The sequence below is a fragment of the Bacillus sp. 123MFChir2 genome, assembly GCF_000383235.1.
In the GTDB taxonomy this organism is placed as follows: Bacteria; Bacillota; Bacilli; order Bacillales; family Bacillaceae_G; genus Bacillus_A.
Map to the genome: position 1 here is coordinate 17,180 of NZ_KB910954.1, position 18,012 is coordinate 35,191.

Consider the following 18,012-nt stretch of genomic DNA (forward strand, 5'->3'; position numbering starts at 1 on the left):
CTTTTTGATTTTAAAAACTATCCACCTATTAAAGTGGATAGTTCCTTTTACTTAATCGCCTCATGAACCTTTAACTGCTTACCTTTTATCGTTGTGTTTTTCATTACTTTTAAAACAAGTGGTCCTTTTCCGTTTAATATCTCAACGTAAGAAACATTATCTTGAATCGTAATAATCCCGATATCATCCGCTGTAACACCTGGGATTTTGGCAATTGTACCAACGAAATCCACTGCTCGGATTTTCTTTTTCTTTCCGCCATTAAAATAAAGCTTCATGATTCCCTTATTGAGACTAGCACTTTTATCTTTTTTCATAATTGGCTTAGCATTTATTTTTTCTTCAAATACCGCCTTTTTTGTGATAACTTCTTCTTTTAAAGGTGCATCTATCTTTAAAATTTCAAAACCAATATATTCTTCGATTTCTGCTAAAAATCTTTCTTCATACGGAGTTACAAATGTAATTGCCTTTCCGCTATTACCAGCACGTCCCGTTCTTCCTGTGCGGTGTACATAACTTTCTTTTTCTAATGGAATATCGTAATTAATAACGTGGGTAATATTCTCAATATCAATTCCTCTTGCTGCTACGTCTGTCGCTACTAAATAACGGAATTTCCCTCTTTTAAAATCATTCATTACGGCAAATCGGTCTTCTTGCACCATACCGCCATGAATTTTATCACAAGGATAGCCAGAACGGTTTAACTGTCTAAATACATCATCTACATTTTCTTGCGTACGACAAAAAATAATGCAACTATCTGGATTTTCAATCGTTGTTATATCTTTCAGAAGAGAGAACTTCTCTTCTTCCCTCACTTCTAAAAGACTATGTTCAATTTTATCTGTCGTAATTCCAGATGCTTGAATCTCAATAGTGATTGGTGATTCCATGTATGTACGAGACAAATTTTCAACATCTTCTGGTAATGTCGCAGAAAAGAGCATCGTCATTCGGTTCGTAGGTAGTTCGTCAATAATGGCTTCTACTTGATCGATAAAGCCCATATTTAACATTTCATCTGCCTCATCAATCACCAAATATTTCAGACGCTCTAACGAGAAAGTCCCTTTTTCAATATGATCTAATACACGCCCTGGAGTGCCGACAACAATATGTGTCTTTTGCTTCAGTTCTAATTTTTGACGTGCAAATGGGGATTTTCCATAAACCGCAGTTGCTTTAATACGCTTAAATCTTCCTATATTCGTAATATCTTCTTTTACCTGCACAGCAAGTTCTCTCGTTGGTGTAAGAATTAACGCCTGCGGTTTATTTTCTTCCCACTCAACCATTTCACAAAGCGGAATTCCAAAAGAAGCTGTCTTACCGCTTCCTGTTTGTGATTTTACAACAAGATCTTTCTTTTCTAATGCAATCGGGATGACTTTCTCTTGCACTTCTGTTGGCTTTTCGTATTGTAAGCTAGCAAGTGCTCTTACAATTTCTTTACTCAATGCGTAATCGTTAAAACTTTGTGGACTCATGTACTAACCTCATTTTGTTATAGATTCTTGTATGTATTTTTCACCATTGTATGAATACCATATGCATAATTCCTGCTAAACCTGTTTTCAAGCCTTCAGAAAATACATCAATGTAGAGTATTAATAAGTATACGTTATTTTCAATGCATATGCCTACAAAATCTAACACATCTTTTTCTGAACAAAGTTATCTCAATAAAAACACATTCCATATATTTTTTGTTGTTTTTTCCGCTATTCTGTAATTCATTATGCTTGTCCCCTTGAAAATCAAATGCGAATCCAATATTCTAATACTATTAACTCTCTACTTAAGGTTGTGTTTAACATGCGTATTAATAAGTTCATTAGTGAAGCTGGAAAAGCATCGAGACGCGGTGCAGATAAATTAGTCACTGAAGGAAAAGTCACGATAAATGGAAAGGTTGCGAAAATAGGTAGCCAAGTCGAGCCCGGGGATGATGTTCGTGTAAACGGTAACCAAATACGAATGGCAAGTAATTATGTTTATATTGCCTTAAATAAACCCATTGGTATTACGAGTACAACAGAAAAAAATGTTAAGGGTAATATTGTTGATTTAGTCAATCACCCATTAAGAATTTTTAATATTGGGCGACTAGATAAAGATTCAGATGGCTTAATACTCCTTACGAACGATGGAGATATAGTCAATGAAATTTTACGTGCTGAAAATAAGCATGAGAAAGAATACATTGTTACAGTAGACAAGCCGATTACTCCTGAATTTTTAAAACGAATGGCTGAAGGTGTAAAAATTTTAGGTACGAAAACGTTGCCTTGTAAGATGGAACAACTTTCTAAATATGTTTTTCAAATCACTTTAACACAAGGACTAAATCGTCAAATTCGTCGCATGTGTGAAGCACTTGGCTACGATGTGTATAGACTACAGCGAACTCGAATTATGAATATTCATTTAGGTAATCTACCCGTTGGACAATGGAGAGACTTGTCTAAAAAAGAACGTAATCGATTATTCCAAGACTTGAACTATGAGCCAAAGGAATGGTAAAAAAAGATGGACCAAAACAGGAAGAAACTGTTTTGGTCCATCTTTTTTACTTCTTTGTTTCAGCCTTATTACTTTGTAATTTTAGAGTGTTGGCTTAAATACTCCTGAACTCCCGGAGAAATATCAAAACGGTTCGGTCCTTTATATTCAATAGTAAAATTCTTACCTTTATTTGTTTCAAATGAAATTTCATAACTATCCATTTTATGATCGTAAGAAGTGCCTTTGATTTTCGCATCTAAATCGAAGTATTTCGCAATATATTTTTCTGATTCAGAAATAGCAGTTTGTTTTTCCCATGGAGTACCGTTCCATGTGAAGTAAAGAAATAAAACGGTAACGCCAATGAGGGAAGTTAGTAGAATGGCTATTCTAGTTATGTTTTTATTCACTTTAGTGATTCCTCCGTAACATGATATGAATTTATTTTAGCAGTACTCCGACAAAATGTCCCCTTTTTATATCATGTATCTATCAGCTTCCCTATTATCCTTCAAAACAACCACCTTACCACCATACTCCCTTAACATATGCAAAATCTCCGCTTTACTCTCTCTTTCAAAATCCCTCGTCCACTTAAACATCTTCAAATACATATTAAAACTAGGCTTATAGTTCGCCTTTTCAAGCCGAAGTAGTTGTAAAATAAATCTTTTCGTTATTCTATATATCCTCTTCGAAAGGGCTACATCTAAAAAAATGATGATGTCTGCATGTTGAAAGCTTTGAGATACCCATGTATGATGAGCTCCTTCAACAACCCAAGCATCGGAACTGACAATATCGTTCAGCTGCTCATCTCTTTCTTCAGGCGTATTTCTTATATCCCCTTTTTCAGACCGTCTCCAAACAACGTTGTCGAGCTCATAATATGAAATATGTAACTGTGAAGATAACATTCTTGCTAAAGTTGTTTTTCCGCTCCCAACAGAGCCTATGATATGAATTTTATTAGGAAGTTTATATTTCAATACGACCACCGTCCCATTTCCTACCTACATCTTCTTCCCCATTCTCCAGCAGCGCTGATTGTAAGAATTCCGCTCTTCTCCCAATCTTTCAAGTCCTTGTTTTTCGTAAAACTTGATGGCTCTCAAATTAGACTGTGCAACGCGAAGATGATATTCAAATACATTACGTTTTTTAAACTGCTCCTCAGCATATTGAAAAAGTTCTTTACTATATCCCCTCCCGCGCCCCTCTGGAATTACATATACAAAACTTACATACCCAATCTCTCTTCCTTCATACTGATCATACCGAAGGACTAATTCTCCAACTACCTGTTGATCACGTTCCAAAAGAACAAATCCTTCTGGAAAATGGAATTGCTTTTGCTTCGCATACTTTATATATTCACTCTCATCAAACGCAAGTTCTTCATCTGTATCTGTGAAAAACCTAATGATCGTCTGTTTATCTTTTTCTACATCGACATGACGAAATGTAAGCATTGGCATCATTTCCTTTCAACTCATATTTGAATTAATCGTATAATATCTTTTATTTCCGCAAAATGAGTCAAAACTTTAGGATACATATAAGAAATACTTATGAATCTAGCAAATCACTATTGTTTTCAATCATTCCTTTCAAATTTCTTTCATTTAGTCCATTTTGACAAAAATCAAATTTCGTGTTCGTTATTCTTTTCACTCGGTCAACAATTTGCCCTAAATGATAGCCAGTATGTTCAACAAGGTGAAGGAGGCTATGTATATCTATCTCTACATTTTGTTTACTATTTACCGCTTTCGCAAACTCCCTTTTCCAATTTGCAAATGTCTCTTCAATAATCGAACATAGCGCCGTTGATGAGATATCTAAATGAGGAAAATACTCTTCAATCCCTTCTTCAAACTTTATATCCGGAGTTGAGTACCGAGCTGTATTTCTCTTTATATGCTCACAAATATGTAAGGCAATGCCACCAATTGAATTCATCTCCTGCTTCCACAATTCTTCAGTATTTAAACACTCAATTGCTTGGAGTAGTTTCGGACGATAATGGTCGTACATACGATGATACGTAATTCGAAAAAACAATTGCATGTCTATTCACCCCATATTCCACATAATATTTTATTAAAACAATAAATTTCCATAAAATACATAATCATCTTATAATTAATCTAATATTTTATCCAGAGGTGAAAAAATGATGACAAGTAAAATACACGTATGGCATACCGGGCAAGTGTACATTGATCAAGCGATGGCATTTCAAGAGAAAACATGGCACCCAAGAGCAAGTTATAGAATAACAAAACCACACCACCGCTAAAACTGTAGAGATGATGTGGTTTCAAGTTTACAAATCCAAAACCCCAAAAATTTCCTTCGTAAATAATTTAAAATCACCCAAATGTTTCTCAATAATTTTTTGAACAATGTCTAAGTTGACACTTTGATAATCATGGACAGCAATATTCCGAAATCCTACCATTGCTTTTAAATTATTGCCTAAGTCTTTATTTATAACGTTCGCTTCAACGAGTAAATCGAATGCTTCACGGCTAGATTGTGGCAATCCTAGCTTCTTACTTGCGACAATATGCATCGCTAAATCAATACTCGCTTCACACGCTCGTTGTATATTTAAAATGATAGAATCTTGTTTCGTATAATCTTCTAAATTCTCCGGGTTGTTTTCGTATACATCTTTAATTCTCTTGATACACCGTTCTATTGTAGCAATTTTGTTTAAAATGACTTCACTCTTCATGTATAGCGCCTCTTTTCTTAATATCATCAAATATAACACGTCGTTCTTCATTCAATCTTGCATACATTTTGAGAACTTTCATTTCAAATACAACCTTGCGTTCTTCATCCGAACAATATATTGTCTTTCCTTCATGGATAATCTGTGCTTGAAAAACCGTTGATGCCTGTGATAAATCAACTAAATCAACATCTCTATGAACAATATTGGCTAACTCCTGCGCTAGTAAAAAGCGTTCGTAATGATCTAAAGTTCCATCACTAACATATGCTATATCGATATCACTATCTGCTCTTGTCCGATTTTGTGCTGTCGATCCAAATACAATAATCCAATATGGATTTACTGTTTTTATTAATTTTTCAATAATGGATGCTATCATGTTTTGAGGAATCATTTTTACCCATCCTCCCTTACCATTCTTATCCTTTATTTTAGCATAAGAAGTAATAGACTACGTACAAAATCAAAAGCGTGGGCACTAAAAAAAACTGATTCAATATTTTTGGTTTTCACACCAATTTCCTCGATGCAATATTTCATGGAATGAATTACCTTATCCCCTTTATAATTTACTTAATACATATTGGTGGTGTAACAATTGAACAGTACAATACCTCACTACATACACGAACATAGTTTATAAGGATGGAGGAAATAAAGTGTTTGAGTTGGTAATATTAGCTTTTTTTATAATGATTTCTAGTCTTTTAGTATTAGTTACCGGTTTGTTTTGGTTTTTAGGTTCTTATTTTACCTTAACTACAAATAATGAAAGATGTTTAATGAAACAAGAATTAATTAAAGTGAGTTTCATATCTTCCTTTTTTTTAGTAGGTAGTATTATCATTTTGCTTGCTTTCTATTTTTCTATATAGCTTCTTAGTACCTTATTTTGATAAAGTGAAACTTTAATCAGTGGGGATTTTCTTCATCCCCCACTGATTATTCGGAGAACACTTATTTTCCACCACATCAAATACCAATTAATGTATAATGTTATTTGGTAAATTATTAGGAAAAATTTATAAGAGGAAAAATGATGAAAATTCATGTTGAAGCAGTCCCTAACATACCAAGAATTACTAAGGGTGATAATATCGGCGAGATGATTGCCATGTCAGCACTAAAATCGAATTTTGAAATAAAAAACGGTGATATACTCTGCGTAGCTTCAAAAGCAATCTCCACTGCTGAAGGTCGAGATATAGCTCTAAGTAATGTAAATCCAAGTAAGAAAACCCTTGGATGTTTCGAATAAGTATCATTATTTCAGTTGTTGCCATCTTTTATCATGCGACCCAATATGGATATTCCTTTATTTGGACCCCCTCCCCTGGAACTATACTCCTTACAAAACTTCTAAATGAAATGTATGGACTTTAACTTTTTCATCTCACCAAAACTTCTATCTGTTCACAAAAAAATAATATCGTATGAGATAGCACAAATACGCCATCCCATACGATATGCATCATGCAGGTGGCTAAATTCGCTGGGCCCACATACCATATGACGGAAAAACTTCTTTCAACTTCGCAAATGTTTCATCGCACCACGCTTTAGAGTTGAAATCACCAATAACGATACGCTGATTTCCATCGTCAAAGGTTTGCGTCCACATCCCATAGTCTGGGAAAATGGCTTTAATTGTGTGATATACATCTTCCATCCATCCACTTGAATTGAAGTCTCCTACAAAAATACGATACAATTCCTGAGCATTTGTGAACCATTCGAGCGGTTTATCTCTGTTTAAAGCATTTAAATCTACTTTTCCAATCCCATCAAGCCATCCTCCTGTTTCACCATCTGCATATTGCCATAAGTCACATGCATATTTCGGTTTTCTTCCTCCATATCGTGGAATCCATAAGAAATCAGCTTGTACATTTTGTAACCTGTAAGATCCATACATATGATGCGATACATATAACCCAACTTTCCAACCAGCACCCTGGCAAGTAGTAATAAATACTTGTGTTGCTTCTGCTAGATTCGTAGCTCCGCAGCTTGCGAGCGTATCATCTTCAACATCTAACACAAGAAATTTTGCATTTGGATTTACGCGTGCTAGAAAATCTTCGGCCTCTACAATGGCATCTGTAATGCTTACATAACAGCCATAAGCATAAGCAGCATGAGGAATTCCATGCGTTTCCAAATTTTGGACATGTTTATCGTACAGTGAATCTATCTTCCTTGAACCATATTGAACGCGGCAAATTGCTAGATCCAATTGAGGTGCAGCAATATCCCAATCGATATTATCATTGTATTTTGATAGATCTACGATATGTTTCGTCATAATTCAATGTCCCCCTTTCTCGTTTTCGTAATATAAATAATCGTTCTACAAGCATATTTGGCAATTGCTGTCTTAAAATAATTCTGATTTAAAGTACATTCCACCTACTATCCATTCACATAAAAAAAACACACTGTTTCTAAACGTCTAGAAACAGTGTGGTTTTCATTTTATGCCAGCGCAGATGCCTGATCTTGTTGATCGACCGGCACAACTGCATCTGTTAATGCTGCGTCTAATTCAGCTGTATATTTTCGCTTCTCTTCTCCGCTCCAATTTAATGCTTCTGCCATATAGCCCGTAACAGCATCTTTCCATTCATATACCCAGTGAATATTGAAGAATACCGCTCCAGTGCGGCGTACGAAGAAATCGACTGGTTTTGTTGTCATCTCAAACTCCATTGCGTATACGAGTGGAAGAAGTACGTCAAACGGCATATTATGGCGCTCTGCATCTCCTTTATATTCTTTCGCTAATTCGAAGAGTACATCGACGTTTGAACCGTAGAATTTTGCGAATTGCTCTGCTTGTTCTACTGTTAAACCGTATTTTTTTCCTTCTTGTGCTTTTTTCGCGATGAATGCCCTGAAGCTTTTCGAACCACCCACATGACCACCGGAGATTGGCATATGTTTCGTTGTACTTTTTGGATATGAACCGTGACCTTCTTTTTGCATTAAAGACGTTACATAGTCTAGAACCATCTCTGCCATTTTGCGGTATCCTGTTAATTTTCCGCCGGCAATTGTAATTAAGCCAGACTCAGAAGTCCAAATTTCATCTTTACGAGAAATTTCAGATGCGCTCTTTCCTTCTTCATAAATTAATGGACGAACGCCTGCCCAACTTGATTCGATATCTTTCTCTGTAATGTTTACACTTGGGAACATGTAGTTAATCGCATTAATGATATATGTGCGATCTTCCGTCGTCATCTTTGGCACCGCCGCATCTTTATCATAGAATGTATCCGTCGTACCTACATATGTTTTACCTCCACGCGGAATCGCAAATACCATACGTCCATCTGGCGTATCAAAGTAGATTGCTTGCCCTAATGGGAAACGTTTTTGATCGATAACAAGGTGCACACCTTTTGATAACTGCAGCACTTTCCCTTTTTTCGAATTATCTTTTTCACGAAGTGTATCGACCCACGGGCCTGCTGCGTTGACGATCTTTTTACCGTACACTTCGTATACGTTTCCATCTAATAAGTCGACTACACGGACGCCGCATACTTTTCCATCTTTATATAAGAAGTTGTCTACTTTCGCATAGTTGACTGCTTTTGCACCATGTTTAATTGCTTCTTTCATGACTTCGATTGTTAAACGCGCATCATCTGTACGATATTCTACGTAGTAACCGCCGCCTTGTAACCCTTCTTGTTTTACAAGCGGTTCTCTCTTCATCGTTTCTTCGCGGCTAAACATTTTTCTGCGTTCGCTTTTCTTAACCCCTGCTAAAAAGTCGTATACACGAAGACCAATTGATGTACTAAATGAGCCGAACGTACCACCTTTATGAAACGGCAACAACATCCACTCTGGTGTTGTTACGTGAGGACCGTTTTCATATACAATGGCACGTTCCTTCCCAACTTCAGCAACCATCTTCACTTCAAACTGTTTTAAATAACGTAAACCGCCGTGAACAAGCTTTGTAGAACGACTTGATGTACCTGCTGCAAAGTCTTGCATTTCAAATACAACTGTTGATAATCCGCGTTTTGCTCCGTCTAGTGCAATACCCGACCCTGTGATTCCACCGCCGATAACAATAATATCTACTTCTTGTTTATTTACTTCATTTAAAACATTTTGACGTTGTTTACTTGAGAACTTCATGGTAATTCCTCCCTTTTATTACGAAAAAAAGAGACCAAAAACATCACCATAGAATTGCTTCTACAGCGTGCTTTGGTCTCTCCAAATCTCCTACCGAATTATTAACTTATCAACATTATAACACTGCTTACCATTATTTGAAAGCTTTTGTTGCTTCAATTGCCTTTTTCCAGCCAGCATATAGCTCTTCACTTGTACCCGCTTCCATCGCTGGTGCAAAGCTCTTATCCATATTCCACTGCGCTGCGATTTCTTCTTGATCTTTCCAATATCCAACCGCAAGACCAGCTAAATATGCTGCTCCTAAAGCTGTTGTTTCATTCACTTCTGGACGCTCTACTGGTACACCTAAAATGTCGCCTTGGAACTGCATTAAGAAGTTATTTTTCACTGCGCCGCCATCTACGCGTAATGTTGTTAACTCGATGCCAGAATCAGCTTCCATCGCACATAATACATCTTTTGTTTGATATGCTAGTGATTCAAGCGTTGCACGGACAAAATGCTCTTTCGTCGTGCCGCGCGTTAACCCGAATACCGCACCGCGCACTTCACTATCCCAGTACGGAGTACCAAGACCAACGAATGCAGGTACAACATATACGCCTTCAGTTGACTCAACGCGCGCTGCATATGCTTCACTATCACTTGCATCTTGGAACATACGCAGTCCATCACGCAGCCACTGAATCGCAGATCCCGCTACGAAAATACTACCTTCTAATGCATACTCTACTTTTCCATTTAAACCCCATGCGATTGTTGTTAATAGACCATGCTCAGATGCTACTGCTTTTTCACCTGTGTTCATTAACATAAAGCAGCCTGTTCCGTATGTGTTTTTCGCCATACCTTCACCGAAGCAAGCTTGACCGAATAATGCCGCTTGTTGGTCACCCGCAACACCTGCAATCGGTACATTTTGACCGAAGAAATGATAATCAACTGTATGACCGTATACTTCAGAAGACGGACGTACTTCTGGAAGCATGTTTGCTGGTACTGTTAACATATCAAGAAGTTCTTCGTCCCATTTTAACTCATGAATGTTATACATTAATGTACGAGATGCATTTGAATAATCTGTTACGTGAACGTTGCCACCAGACAATTTCCATACAAGCCACGTATCAATTGTTCCGAATAATAACTCGCCGCGCTCCGCTTTCTCTCTTGCACCTTCTACGTTATCTAAAATCCATTTTACTTTCGTTCCAGAGAAGTATGCGTCAATTAAAAGACCTGTTTTTTCGCGAACCATATCGCCATAGCCTTTTTCTTTTAACTCGTCACAAATTTCCGCTGTTTGACGAGATTGCCATACAATTGCATTGTATACAGGTTTGCCTGTTTCTTTTTCCCATACAACTGTTGTTTCACGTTGGTTTGTAATCCCGATACTCGCGATTTGCTCCGGTTTTACCTCTGCTTCACTTAAACAAGTTGCAATAACTGCTAAAATAGATCCCCAAATTTCTTGCGGGCTATGCTCAACCCAGCCTGGCTTTGGAAAATGCTGTGTAAATTCTTTTTGCGCAACATGTACAATTTTACCTTCTTTATTAAAAAGAATCGCACGTGAACTCGTTGTTCCTTGGTCTAATGAAAGAATAAATTTTTCCATGGTTATTTCCCCCTTATGCTACTCTTCTACTATTTGTATTTTTCCCACTCTGTTTGCTTGTCATATAAGAGATTGCTAGAACAATTACTGTTGCAATCATTACATAGATAAGTGCTGAGTTTTGCTTTCCTTCAAATACAACTTGATGGAATAATCCCGCTAATGACCCACCTAAAATCGGTCCTACTACTGGAATCCATGCATATTTCCAATTTGATCCGCCTTTTCCTGGGATCGGAAGAAGAAAGTGTGCAATACGAGGTCCTAAGTCACGTGCTGGATTAATTGCGTAACCAGTTGTCCCTCCTAATGATAAACCAATACTTACGATTAAGAAACCTACAATGAACGGATTTAAACCGTCTGCAAATTTATTTGCTCCAATTGCTAAAATACCAAATACTAGAATAAAAGTCCCAATGATTTCACTTAAAAGGTTTGCGAATGTGTTTGGAATTGCTGGTCCTGTCGCAAATACGCCTAATTTTGTTCCTGCATCTTCCGTTTCTTTCCAATGTGGTAAGTAATGTAAGTATACAATACATGCCCCGATCATTGCCCCAATCATTTGTGCTGCAATATAGCCTGGTACGTCGCTCCAAGGAAATGCTCCTTTAAACGCTAAGCCAATTGTTACTGCTGGATTTAAATGCGCTCCGCTAATCGATCCAACTGCATAAGCAGCTACCGAAACCGCTAAACCCCATCCCATCGTAATTACAATCCATCCTGAATTTTGTGCAAATGATTTCTTCAAACTGACACCAGCACAAACGCCGCCGCCCAGAATGATTAGTATCGCTGTCCCTATTAACTCCCCTAAAAATGGTGACATATAACCCCTCCATGCTCAAATTAAAACACCCTCAGTGAAAGAGAAAATTTGAATGGCCATTCATTTTCAAAAGAAAAAAATCCACAAATGCACGCTTCTATAAAATCATAGAAACAATGAAATGTGGATCTCTTCTTTTCTCCGTCACGTTTATTAACTTGTCTATAATGTTAAACTCATTTGTAAGCGGTGTCAATTAATTTTTTCATATTTTTGTCACTTTTTATGAAAATGTTTCCATAACTCTTTCTTTGACGTTGTAATCGCTGTCGCACCAGCTGCAAGAGCCTTTTCCACATCATCCACGCTGCGAATAAATCCGCCTGCTAAAATAGGTAATCCCGTCCGCTCTTTCACTTCCGCAATTACGTCCACTAAAGCCCCTGGCAGCACTTCAATGTAATCTGGCTTTGTCTTTTCTAAAAGAGCACAACTCTTTTCCATTGCACTTGAATCAATTAAGAAAACGCGTTGAATCGCAACGACACCCTTTTGCTTCGCTTTCACAATCACACTAGACCTCGTAGATAACACCCCGTACGGGCGAAATTCTTGACATATATATTCCGTTGCATACGCATCACTTTGCAAGCCGTGAATTAAATCCACATGCAAAAAGACTTTTTTACAATACTGCCTTGCAAGAGTAATAACACTTTTCAGCTGAGCAACATGAATATCAAGAATAACGATATATTCATAGGAACTATGCAATAGTTTCTCTAAATCTTTAATTTGCCGAACCGCTGGTAATATTTTTTGTTCATGAAATTCCATACGAAAATCCCCTTTTTTATGTCTTCCTATTTCTTATAGTACACAAATTAAGGAAAAAGAAAAGATGGGACCTTTTCTTTTTAGCTGGGCTCGCTGACTTTAGTGTCGAATATCACCGAAGAATCTTTATATCGTGTCTGCGGATATCTGTGAACACGAAAAAACGGGACTGATCGTCAGTCCCGTACAATGACTTACATATTAGCGCCTTGTGTTGAAACTTGCCACTCTACGCCGAATTTATCTTTAACTTGGCCGTATGATGGACTCCAAAACGTTTCTTGAAGCGGCATTATCACTTGGCCACCATCTTGTAATTTTTCAAACACTTCTTGTGATTTTTCTGCATTTTGTATGTGAATAGTGATAGTTACTTGCGATCCAACTTGGTGCGGCTGACCTGGGAATGTGTCAGAAATCATTAAATCCGTATTGCCAATTTTTAAATGTGCATGTAAAACGCGGTCTTTCGCCTCAGCAGGAACCTTGAATTCCGGATTTTCAGGCATATCTCCAAACGTTTGAAGGCTTACAACTTTTGCATCCAATGCATGTTCGTAAAACTTAACAGCCTCTTGTCCATCACCATTCGTCACTACATACGGGTTAATACCTAAAATCATCACAAGCACCTCTTCCTAAAATGTTTAACATATGTAACTACAATACAGAACATACGTTTCTGTTATTTTATCATATATTATATATTTATGGAACTATTCTACTTCGTTTGTGCAATGAAAAAATTCGACATCCTTTCGCTTACACATGAAAATGTTCTAAAGGCGGAAATGCCTGAAATATAAATAGAATGAAAAGGAGATGAGTAGATGAGGCTGAATCATCACAATAGAAAAGGGATGGTAACCGTTCGGCTACACATCCTCTTTCGTAGGTATTAAAGTAAAACAGAATCCTTATCACTTTCTTGATTACGTCGCTCGCGCTCTTCTGCGAGACGTTTCATATAGACTTCGCCTTCTTTTTCAATAAACTCATTATCCATTTCTTGCTCTTTTTTGGACGTGTATAAGACCATATAACCGCTCGCTACAATTCCGATAATAATGAGATAAACCCACCATGGTAAAGTTTGCATTTGAGTTCCTTCCTTTCATCAGACAAGCTTTGTTAGTTTCACTGTATGAAAGAAAGGGAGATTTTATGACTACTATATTTAAAAGCGAAACTTCTATCAGCAAGATCTTACTGCTCATTAAGATGAGATAAAACTATATATATCCAGATTAAAAAACCTCTTTCTTTTTAGGGGAGGATGAGAGCATCTGGCCGTGCATAGAAGCGGTCAGGGCCTTTTCTTGCCACATGCAATATTTTAAATCAAAGAGAGCAAGAGAGTACAGGTCGTGTTGCACCCTGCATAACAGCTACTTATATGTCGAAAAATTAAAATGGATTTATATAGTTGTAAGTACAAACACAAAAGAAATAAGAGTAGTTAAAATCCCTACTCTTATTTCTAGTTACATATGCATCAGTTTACCTTCTGAACTTAACGATGAATCCAAACTGCTCCTGCAGTCTTATCATCAGCTTGACCTACTACTTCAAACTTCAGTCCAAGCTTTGGAACTTTTCGTCCTGCATCTGGAATTAACGTGTTCATGTATGCTTTAGAGTCATCAAATTTCGCCACACCTGGTAATCCTTTATAATCAAATACTCCGCGTGATGGTGAATTTACTTTCCACGCTGGTGTTTGATCAAATGAGAACGCAGCATCTGCAATTTGATAACGCGTGCTACTTTTCACAGACGGCTGACCATTTAATGTTCCTACAATTGCTTCTGGATGAGAATCTACTACCCCAAGGAATCCTTCGCCTGGATGTACACCAACCCAGTTATCTGTAAAGCTTTGGTCTGCATACCATACAACAAGCCCTGTATTGTAAACTGGGCCACGTCCGTATTGCAACGCTTCATCAGAACCAGCATAGTTTCTCCACTCTAAATAGTAGTTATTTTTCTTATATTCAATTCCATTAGAAACAGTAAAACCTTTTAAAGTAAAGTTTGATTGCCCTTCTGCATCATCAGAGAGCACAACTTTACCATCTACTGTTAAAGCCGCATTATCAAGCGCAAATCCTTTGTAAGCTACCGCAATATCTGTTAAATATTCAAATTGTAGTTTTACTTTCTTACCTTTGAATTGACTTAAATCATAAGATTTATCAATCCACTTATTATTTGTTGTATCGACACCATTCTTGATGTCTTTGTCACCCATTCTATCAAGCTTTGTTTTCGTTCCATCTTCTGCAATCGCGTATACATCAACGAAATCGTACTTTGCTTCTAATTCATAGAATGCTTTGTAATCAAATTTTGCAGTCGTTGCATTTGTTAAATCGAATAATGGTGTCTCTAATGTTGTGTGGATATCATTTCCTTTTGTACTATAGTAAAATTTCTGTCCAAAACCAGGTTCAATGTTTTTCACTTCTTTATCAGGTAAATTTACACGAACAATTCCTGGACGTTTTGATTTCGTAACACTTTGATCTATATACGTCGCAGCCCCAACACCACGAAGTTTATCATAGTCTACCTCAGTAATATTCGCCCAGTTACCCTTCATATTTTTTTGGAAAAACTCTTTATTTTGCGGAGAGAAACTTGTCGGTTCTGTTCCAGCAATTCTTCCAGCCCAGCTGCCGCCGCTCATAAGAGACCAAGCTTCAATTGGCTCACCTTGTCCTGAATACTTTGTATCATATTCATCTGGTAAACCTAAATCATGACCAAATTCATGAGCAAATACACCAACCGCACCGTCTTCAGGCTCGATTGTGTAATCGTATGCAGCCATCTTTCCATCCCATCTTTGTACAGATGATTTTGTTCCATCAATTGCATAAGGTTTTGCACCTAACTTGGAACGGTGAGACCAAATTGCATCATCTTTCAACTTTCCACCGCCAGCTTCTTGACCAACACCAGCGTGAACAACCATTAAATGATCGATAATTCCATCTGGCTCATTTTTATTACCGTTGTTGTTATAATCGTATTGATCAAACTGATCGTAATCAGCTATATTAATTCCTTTTTCCACTGCTGCTTTTAACGCGTCTTTTACTAAATCACGTGGCCCTAAAGGTCCTTTATTATCATGACCGCTGCCAGCATCAGAGCCGTAATCAGCTGCTTTACCTGGAACAGTTAACCATTCTGTTACAGTTCCATCAACTGTATAGCTGCCGCCTGATTGCTCTTCATAATATTGCTTAAATGTTTTAATGTTCGTGCCATTGAATAATGTAAACGGCTCATCACCAAATAACATTTTTTGATAATGCTCACGATTAAAATCATTTGAATACATATATCCTTGTTCTTGATCGATATTGTTATGTTTAAAATCACTATATTCTACAAGAAGCACAAGAACTTTATCTTCGCGCACAGAACCATTATAAGGTGCTTGCTTCGCTGAGGAAGTTGGCACTTTCCCATTTAGCTTTCCTGAATTTAATCCAGGTACTTGTCCATTTCCTGCACCATTCTCTTTTTGATTCTGCTGCTCTTTCTCTTTCATCTTTTCATCTTTTACTTTTTTCATAAAGTCAGTAGCTTCTTGCGTAAGGCTGTCTTCTGGCGTTATTTCCTTTCCAGGATTTTCGCCTTTCTTCTTCTCTATATATTTCTCTATAGCCTTTGATGTTTCTGCTTGTGATGCAGAAGGATCAATAACCCCGCGCTCCTTCAATGCATTTGCCAAGCGATCCTCCGGTATTAAATGCTCATCTATGAAACTAGATGACACTGATGGTGATTCTGCATAAGCAGCTTGGCCACCAAAAGCAAACATGGAACTTAGCATAGCCCCTGTTGCCAACACTGAAAAAGTTTTTAATTTTCTGTTCTTTTTCAACGTATTCCCTCCCCTATTATGTATAAGTTGTCGACTTTTCCCTTTTTGTCGATATTTCTATATTATTATCGATTGGTGTAATTTTCAATATTTTTGTAATATATCGAAAATTACAAAATGACTTTATGTTAGAATAGCAAAACAATTACAGAAATGATGGTTATTTCAAATCATTTTCACCTTTTGTGCTGAATAATAAAGGTATTAAAAATAATAGCAGCTTGTAACTACTTAGCTATACCTTTTAGAAATTTAGAAAAGGGTATGATTCTAGTGAAAATGCGTCTCTCTATTACTTATAAATTCATTTTTTGGCATATAGACTGCTGTCATGTAAACTGGGCAAGAAAAGGCCCTGACCGTTCCTATACATCACCAATCCCTCTCGCCCATTTAAAAAATGCTTTTCTATCGGTTTTTCATACAGTAACTGAGTAGTTACGAATCCATTTCAAACAAAAGAGCCTTACTACATCAAAATGTAGTAAGGCTCTTTTTCAATTATGAAACGTCGGTTTATAAAACGAACGATTATCAAGCGCAAAGACACGCTCTGTATATTCACCTGGTTTTGTGCGGCTTAGTGCACGGTCCATCATATTCATCTTTGCATCTAAGTTATCGATGTAATGCAGAATTTCAGCTTCTCTTACAAGCGGCGGCTTCGGGCTGCCCCATTCTGCTTTGCCGTGATGTGATAAGACGATGTGCTGCAGAATTAATATTTCTTCTGTTTCAATTTGCAGTTCGTCTGCTGCTTTTCCAATTTCGTTTACCATGATAGAAATGTGACCTAGTAAATTTCCTTCTAACGTATACGTTGTGGAAATTGGTCCTGATAATTCAATGACTTTACCAAGGTCATGTAAAATTACGCCTGCATACAATAAATCTTTATCAAGAGACGGATATAGCGCTGCAATTGCTTTTGCTAAGTCAAGCATCGACACAACGTGATATGCCAGTCCCGAAACAAACTCATGGTGATTTTTCGTTGCAGCTGGGTAATCTAAAAACTCCCCTTGATACTTATTCAGCAAGTGTCTTGTGAGTCGTTGAATATTTGGGTTACGCATTTCAAATATGTATTGTGTAATTTTCTCAACCATATCTTCTTTTTTAAGTGGTGCTTTTTCCACAAAATCAGAGATATCGTTTACTTCACCTGGATTTGCTACGCGAATTTGCTTGACGCGAAGTTGAATGCGACCTTTATAATTTTGAATATCTCCCGCTACTTTCACAATTGTTTCTGCTACATATTGCTGCTCTACTTCAGGTGATACATCCCATAACTTCGCTTCAATATCTCCGCTTTGATCTTGCAAAATGACTGTTAAGAATGGTTTTCCGTTACTTGCGATTCCTTTCGTTGCCGATTTTATCATTAAAAATAAATCGACTTGCTCACCAACTTCGTACTGTGCAATTTTCTTTTTCATATATTTTCCTCCACCGTC

General features: G+C 37.1%; 20 protein-coding genes. 4 read left to right on the forward strand and 16 right to left on the reverse strand.

Annotated elements, in window-relative coordinates; all coding sequences use genetic code 11:
- Positions 1–47 precede the first annotated feature (47 nt).
- The gene (locus H280_RS0115420) at positions 48–1,493 is read right to left on the reverse strand and encodes a DEAD/DEAH box helicase (protein ID WP_020062039.1); all 1,446 of its coding nucleotides are present in this window, start codon (positions 1,491–1,493) and stop codon (positions 48–50) included.
- A gap of 319 nt (positions 1,494–1,812) precedes the next feature.
- Between H280_RS0115420 and rluF the strand changes: the two genes are divergently transcribed.
- On the forward strand, positions 1,813–2,529 hold the full coding sequence (gene rluF, locus H280_RS0115425; RefSeq protein ID WP_196810737.1) for a 23S rRNA pseudouridine(2604) synthase RluF: 717 nt from the start codon (positions 1,813–1,815) through the stop codon (positions 2,527–2,529).
- 68 nt (positions 2,530–2,597) lie between these two features.
- Here rluF and H280_RS0115430 read toward each other — a convergent pair whose 3' ends face one another.
- The 4 genes from H280_RS0115430 to H280_RS0115445 all read right to left on the reverse strand — a co-directional run bounded on the left by H280_RS0115430 (position 2,598) and on the right by H280_RS0115445 (position 4,581).
- Positions 2,598–2,930, reverse strand: coding sequence for a YfjL-like protein (locus H280_RS0115430; RefSeq protein WP_051094779.1), 333 nt, complete (start codon positions 2,928–2,930; stop codon positions 2,598–2,600).
- Positions 2,931–2,987: 57 nt separating this feature from the next.
- Positions 2,988–3,500, reverse strand: coding sequence for an AAA family ATPase (locus tag H280_RS0115435; protein ID WP_028411258.1), 513 nt, complete (start codon positions 3,498–3,500; stop codon positions 2,988–2,990).
- A 24-nt stretch (positions 3,501–3,524) separates the two neighbouring features.
- Entirely contained in the window at positions 3,525–3,983 is a 459-nt protein-coding gene (locus tag H280_RS23705; RefSeq protein ID WP_020062043.1) for a GNAT family N-acetyltransferase, read from the reverse strand.
- Between the two features lie 97 nt (positions 3,984–4,080).
- Positions 4,081–4,581, reverse strand: coding sequence for a DinB family protein (locus H280_RS0115445; RefSeq protein WP_020062044.1), 501 nt, complete (start codon positions 4,579–4,581; stop codon positions 4,081–4,083).
- Between the two features lie 106 nt (positions 4,582–4,687).
- Here H280_RS0115445 and H280_RS26765 point away from each other — a divergent pair, with 106 nt between their 5' ends.
- Positions 4,688–4,813: a hypothetical protein gene (locus tag H280_RS26765; protein WP_269208756.1), complete on the forward strand. Its 126-nt coding sequence runs from the start codon at positions 4,688–4,690 to the stop codon at positions 4,811–4,813.
- 27 nt (positions 4,814–4,840) lie between these two features.
- Here the strand turns inward: H280_RS26765 and hepT are convergent, their stop codons facing one another.
- Both hepT and mntA read right to left on the reverse strand, forming a co-directional pair.
- Positions 4,841–5,254: a type VII toxin-antitoxin system HepT family RNase toxin gene (gene hepT / locus H280_RS0115455; protein ID WP_020062046.1), complete on the reverse strand. Its 414-nt coding sequence runs from the start codon at positions 5,252–5,254 to the stop codon at positions 4,841–4,843.
- A complete protein-coding gene (mntA, locus tag H280_RS0115460; RefSeq protein ID WP_020062047.1) occupies positions 5,244–5,651 on the reverse strand; it encodes a type VII toxin-antitoxin system MntA family adenylyltransferase antitoxin in 408 nt (135 codons plus the stop codon). The genes hepT and mntA overlap by 11 nt, the downstream gene beginning before the upstream one ends.
- Positions 5,652–5,916: 265 nt before the next feature.
- Between mntA and H280_RS0115465 the strand changes: the two genes are divergently transcribed.
- Both H280_RS0115465 and H280_RS0115470 read left to right on the forward strand, forming a co-directional pair.
- Entirely contained in the window at positions 5,917–6,132 is a 216-nt protein-coding gene (locus tag H280_RS0115465; protein ID WP_020062048.1) for a hypothetical protein, read from the forward strand.
- Between the two features lie 161 nt (positions 6,133–6,293).
- Positions 6,294–6,515, forward strand: a complete 222-nt coding sequence (locus tag H280_RS0115470; protein ID WP_231401789.1) for a coenzyme F420-0:L-glutamate ligase — start codon at positions 6,294–6,296, stop codon at positions 6,513–6,515.
- Between the two features lie 225 nt (positions 6,516–6,740).
- Here H280_RS0115470 and H280_RS0115475 read toward each other — a convergent pair whose 3' ends face one another.
- The 9 genes from H280_RS0115475 to yhaM form a co-directional block, all read right to left on the reverse strand.
- Positions 6,741–7,562: a GH25 family lysozyme gene (locus H280_RS0115475; protein WP_020062050.1), complete on the reverse strand. Its 822-nt coding sequence runs from the start codon at positions 7,560–7,562 to the stop codon at positions 6,741–6,743.
- A gap of 170 nt (positions 7,563–7,732) precedes the next feature.
- Positions 7,733–9,415, reverse strand: coding sequence for a glycerol-3-phosphate dehydrogenase/oxidase (locus tag H280_RS0115480; RefSeq protein ID WP_020062051.1), 1,683 nt, complete (start codon positions 9,413–9,415; stop codon positions 7,733–7,735).
- Positions 9,416–9,548: 133 nt separating this feature from the next.
- Positions 9,549–11,039 carry a glycerol kinase GlpK gene (gene glpK, locus H280_RS0115485; protein ID WP_020062052.1) on the reverse strand — a complete coding sequence of 497 codons (1,491 nt, stop codon included), beginning with the start codon at positions 11,037–11,039 and terminating at the stop codon, positions 9,549–9,551.
- Positions 11,040–11,052: 13 nt separating this feature from the next.
- The gene (locus tag H280_RS0115490) at positions 11,053–11,874 is read right to left on the reverse strand and encodes an MIP/aquaporin family protein (RefSeq protein WP_020062053.1); all 822 of its coding nucleotides are present in this window, start codon (positions 11,872–11,874) and stop codon (positions 11,053–11,055) included.
- Between the two features lie 216 nt (positions 11,875–12,090).
- A complete protein-coding gene (locus H280_RS0115495) occupies positions 12,091–12,651 on the reverse strand; it encodes a glycerol-3-phosphate responsive antiterminator (RefSeq protein WP_020062054.1) in 561 nt (186 codons plus the stop codon).
- Between the two features lie 194 nt (positions 12,652–12,845).
- A complete protein-coding gene (locus tag H280_RS0115500; protein WP_020062055.1) occupies positions 12,846–13,274 on the reverse strand; it encodes a VOC family protein in 429 nt (142 codons plus the stop codon).
- A gap of 275 nt (positions 13,275–13,549) precedes the next feature.
- Positions 13,550–13,750 (reverse strand): sporulation YhaL family protein, encoded by a 201-nt coding sequence (locus H280_RS0115505; protein WP_020062056.1) that lies wholly within the window; start codon positions 13,748–13,750, stop codon positions 13,550–13,552.
- Between the two features lie 414 nt (positions 13,751–14,164).
- The gene (locus H280_RS0115510) at positions 14,165–16,552 is read right to left on the reverse strand and encodes an immune inhibitor A domain-containing protein (protein ID WP_020062057.1); all 2,388 of its coding nucleotides are present in this window, start codon (positions 16,550–16,552) and stop codon (positions 14,165–14,167) included.
- A gap of 497 nt (positions 16,553–17,049) precedes the next feature.
- The gene (yhaM, locus tag H280_RS0115515) at positions 17,050–17,994 is read right to left on the reverse strand and encodes a 3'-5' exoribonuclease YhaM (protein WP_020062058.1); all 945 of its coding nucleotides are present in this window, start codon (positions 17,992–17,994) and stop codon (positions 17,050–17,052) included.
- Positions 17,995–18,012 lie beyond the last annotated feature (18 nt).

Excerpts from the sequence above, each read along its gene's own strand:
- H280_RS26765 (WP_269208756.1), top strand. The coding sequence starts at position 4,688 with ATGATGACAAGTAAAATACACGTATGGCATACCGGGCAAGTGTACATT.
- H280_RS0115470 (WP_231401789.1), top strand. The coding sequence starts at position 6,294 with ATGATGAAAATTCATGTTGAAGCAGTCCCTAACATACCAAGAATTACT.
- H280_RS0115475 (WP_020062050.1), bottom strand. The coding sequence starts at position 7,562 with ATGACGAAACATATCGTAGATCTATCAAAATACAATGATAATATCGAT.
- glpK (WP_020062052.1), bottom strand. The coding sequence starts at position 11,039 with ATGGAAAAATTTATTCTTTCATTAGACCAAGGAACAACGAGTTCACGT.
- H280_RS0115445 (WP_020062044.1), bottom strand. The coding sequence starts at position 4,581 with ATGCAATTGTTTTTTCGAATTACGTATCATCGTATGTACGACCATTAT.
- H280_RS0115420 (WP_020062039.1), bottom strand. The coding sequence starts at position 1,493 with ATGAGTCCACAAAGTTTTAACGATTACGCATTGAGTAAAGAAATTGTA.
- H280_RS23705 (WP_020062043.1), bottom strand. The coding sequence starts at position 3,983 with ATGCTTACATTTCGTCATGTCGATGTAGAAAAAGATAAACAGACGATC.
- H280_RS0115495 (WP_020062054.1), bottom strand. The coding sequence starts at position 12,651 with ATGGAATTTCATGAACAAAAAATATTACCAGCGGTTCGGCAAATTAAA.
- mntA (WP_020062047.1), bottom strand. The coding sequence starts at position 5,651 with ATGATTCCTCAAAACATGATAGCATCCATTATTGAAAAATTAATAAAA.
- hepT (WP_020062046.1), bottom strand. The coding sequence starts at position 5,254 with ATGAAGAGTGAAGTCATTTTAAACAAAATTGCTACAATAGAACGGTGT.
- yhaM (WP_020062058.1), bottom strand. The coding sequence starts at position 17,994 with ATGAAAAAGAAAATTGCACAGTACGAAGTTGGTGAGCAAGTCGATTTA.
- H280_RS0115490 (WP_020062053.1), bottom strand. The coding sequence starts at position 11,874 with ATGTCACCATTTTTAGGGGAGTTAATAGGGACAGCGATACTAATCATT.
- H280_RS0115505 (WP_020062056.1), bottom strand. The coding sequence starts at position 13,750 with ATGCAAACTTTACCATGGTGGGTTTATCTCATTATTATCGGAATTGTA.
- H280_RS0115500 (WP_020062055.1), bottom strand. The coding sequence starts at position 13,274 with ATGATTTTAGGTATTAACCCGTATGTAGTGACGAATGGTGATGGACAA.
- H280_RS0115480 (WP_020062051.1), bottom strand. The coding sequence starts at position 9,415 with ATGAAGTTCTCAAGTAAACAACGTCAAAATGTTTTAAATGAAGTAAAT.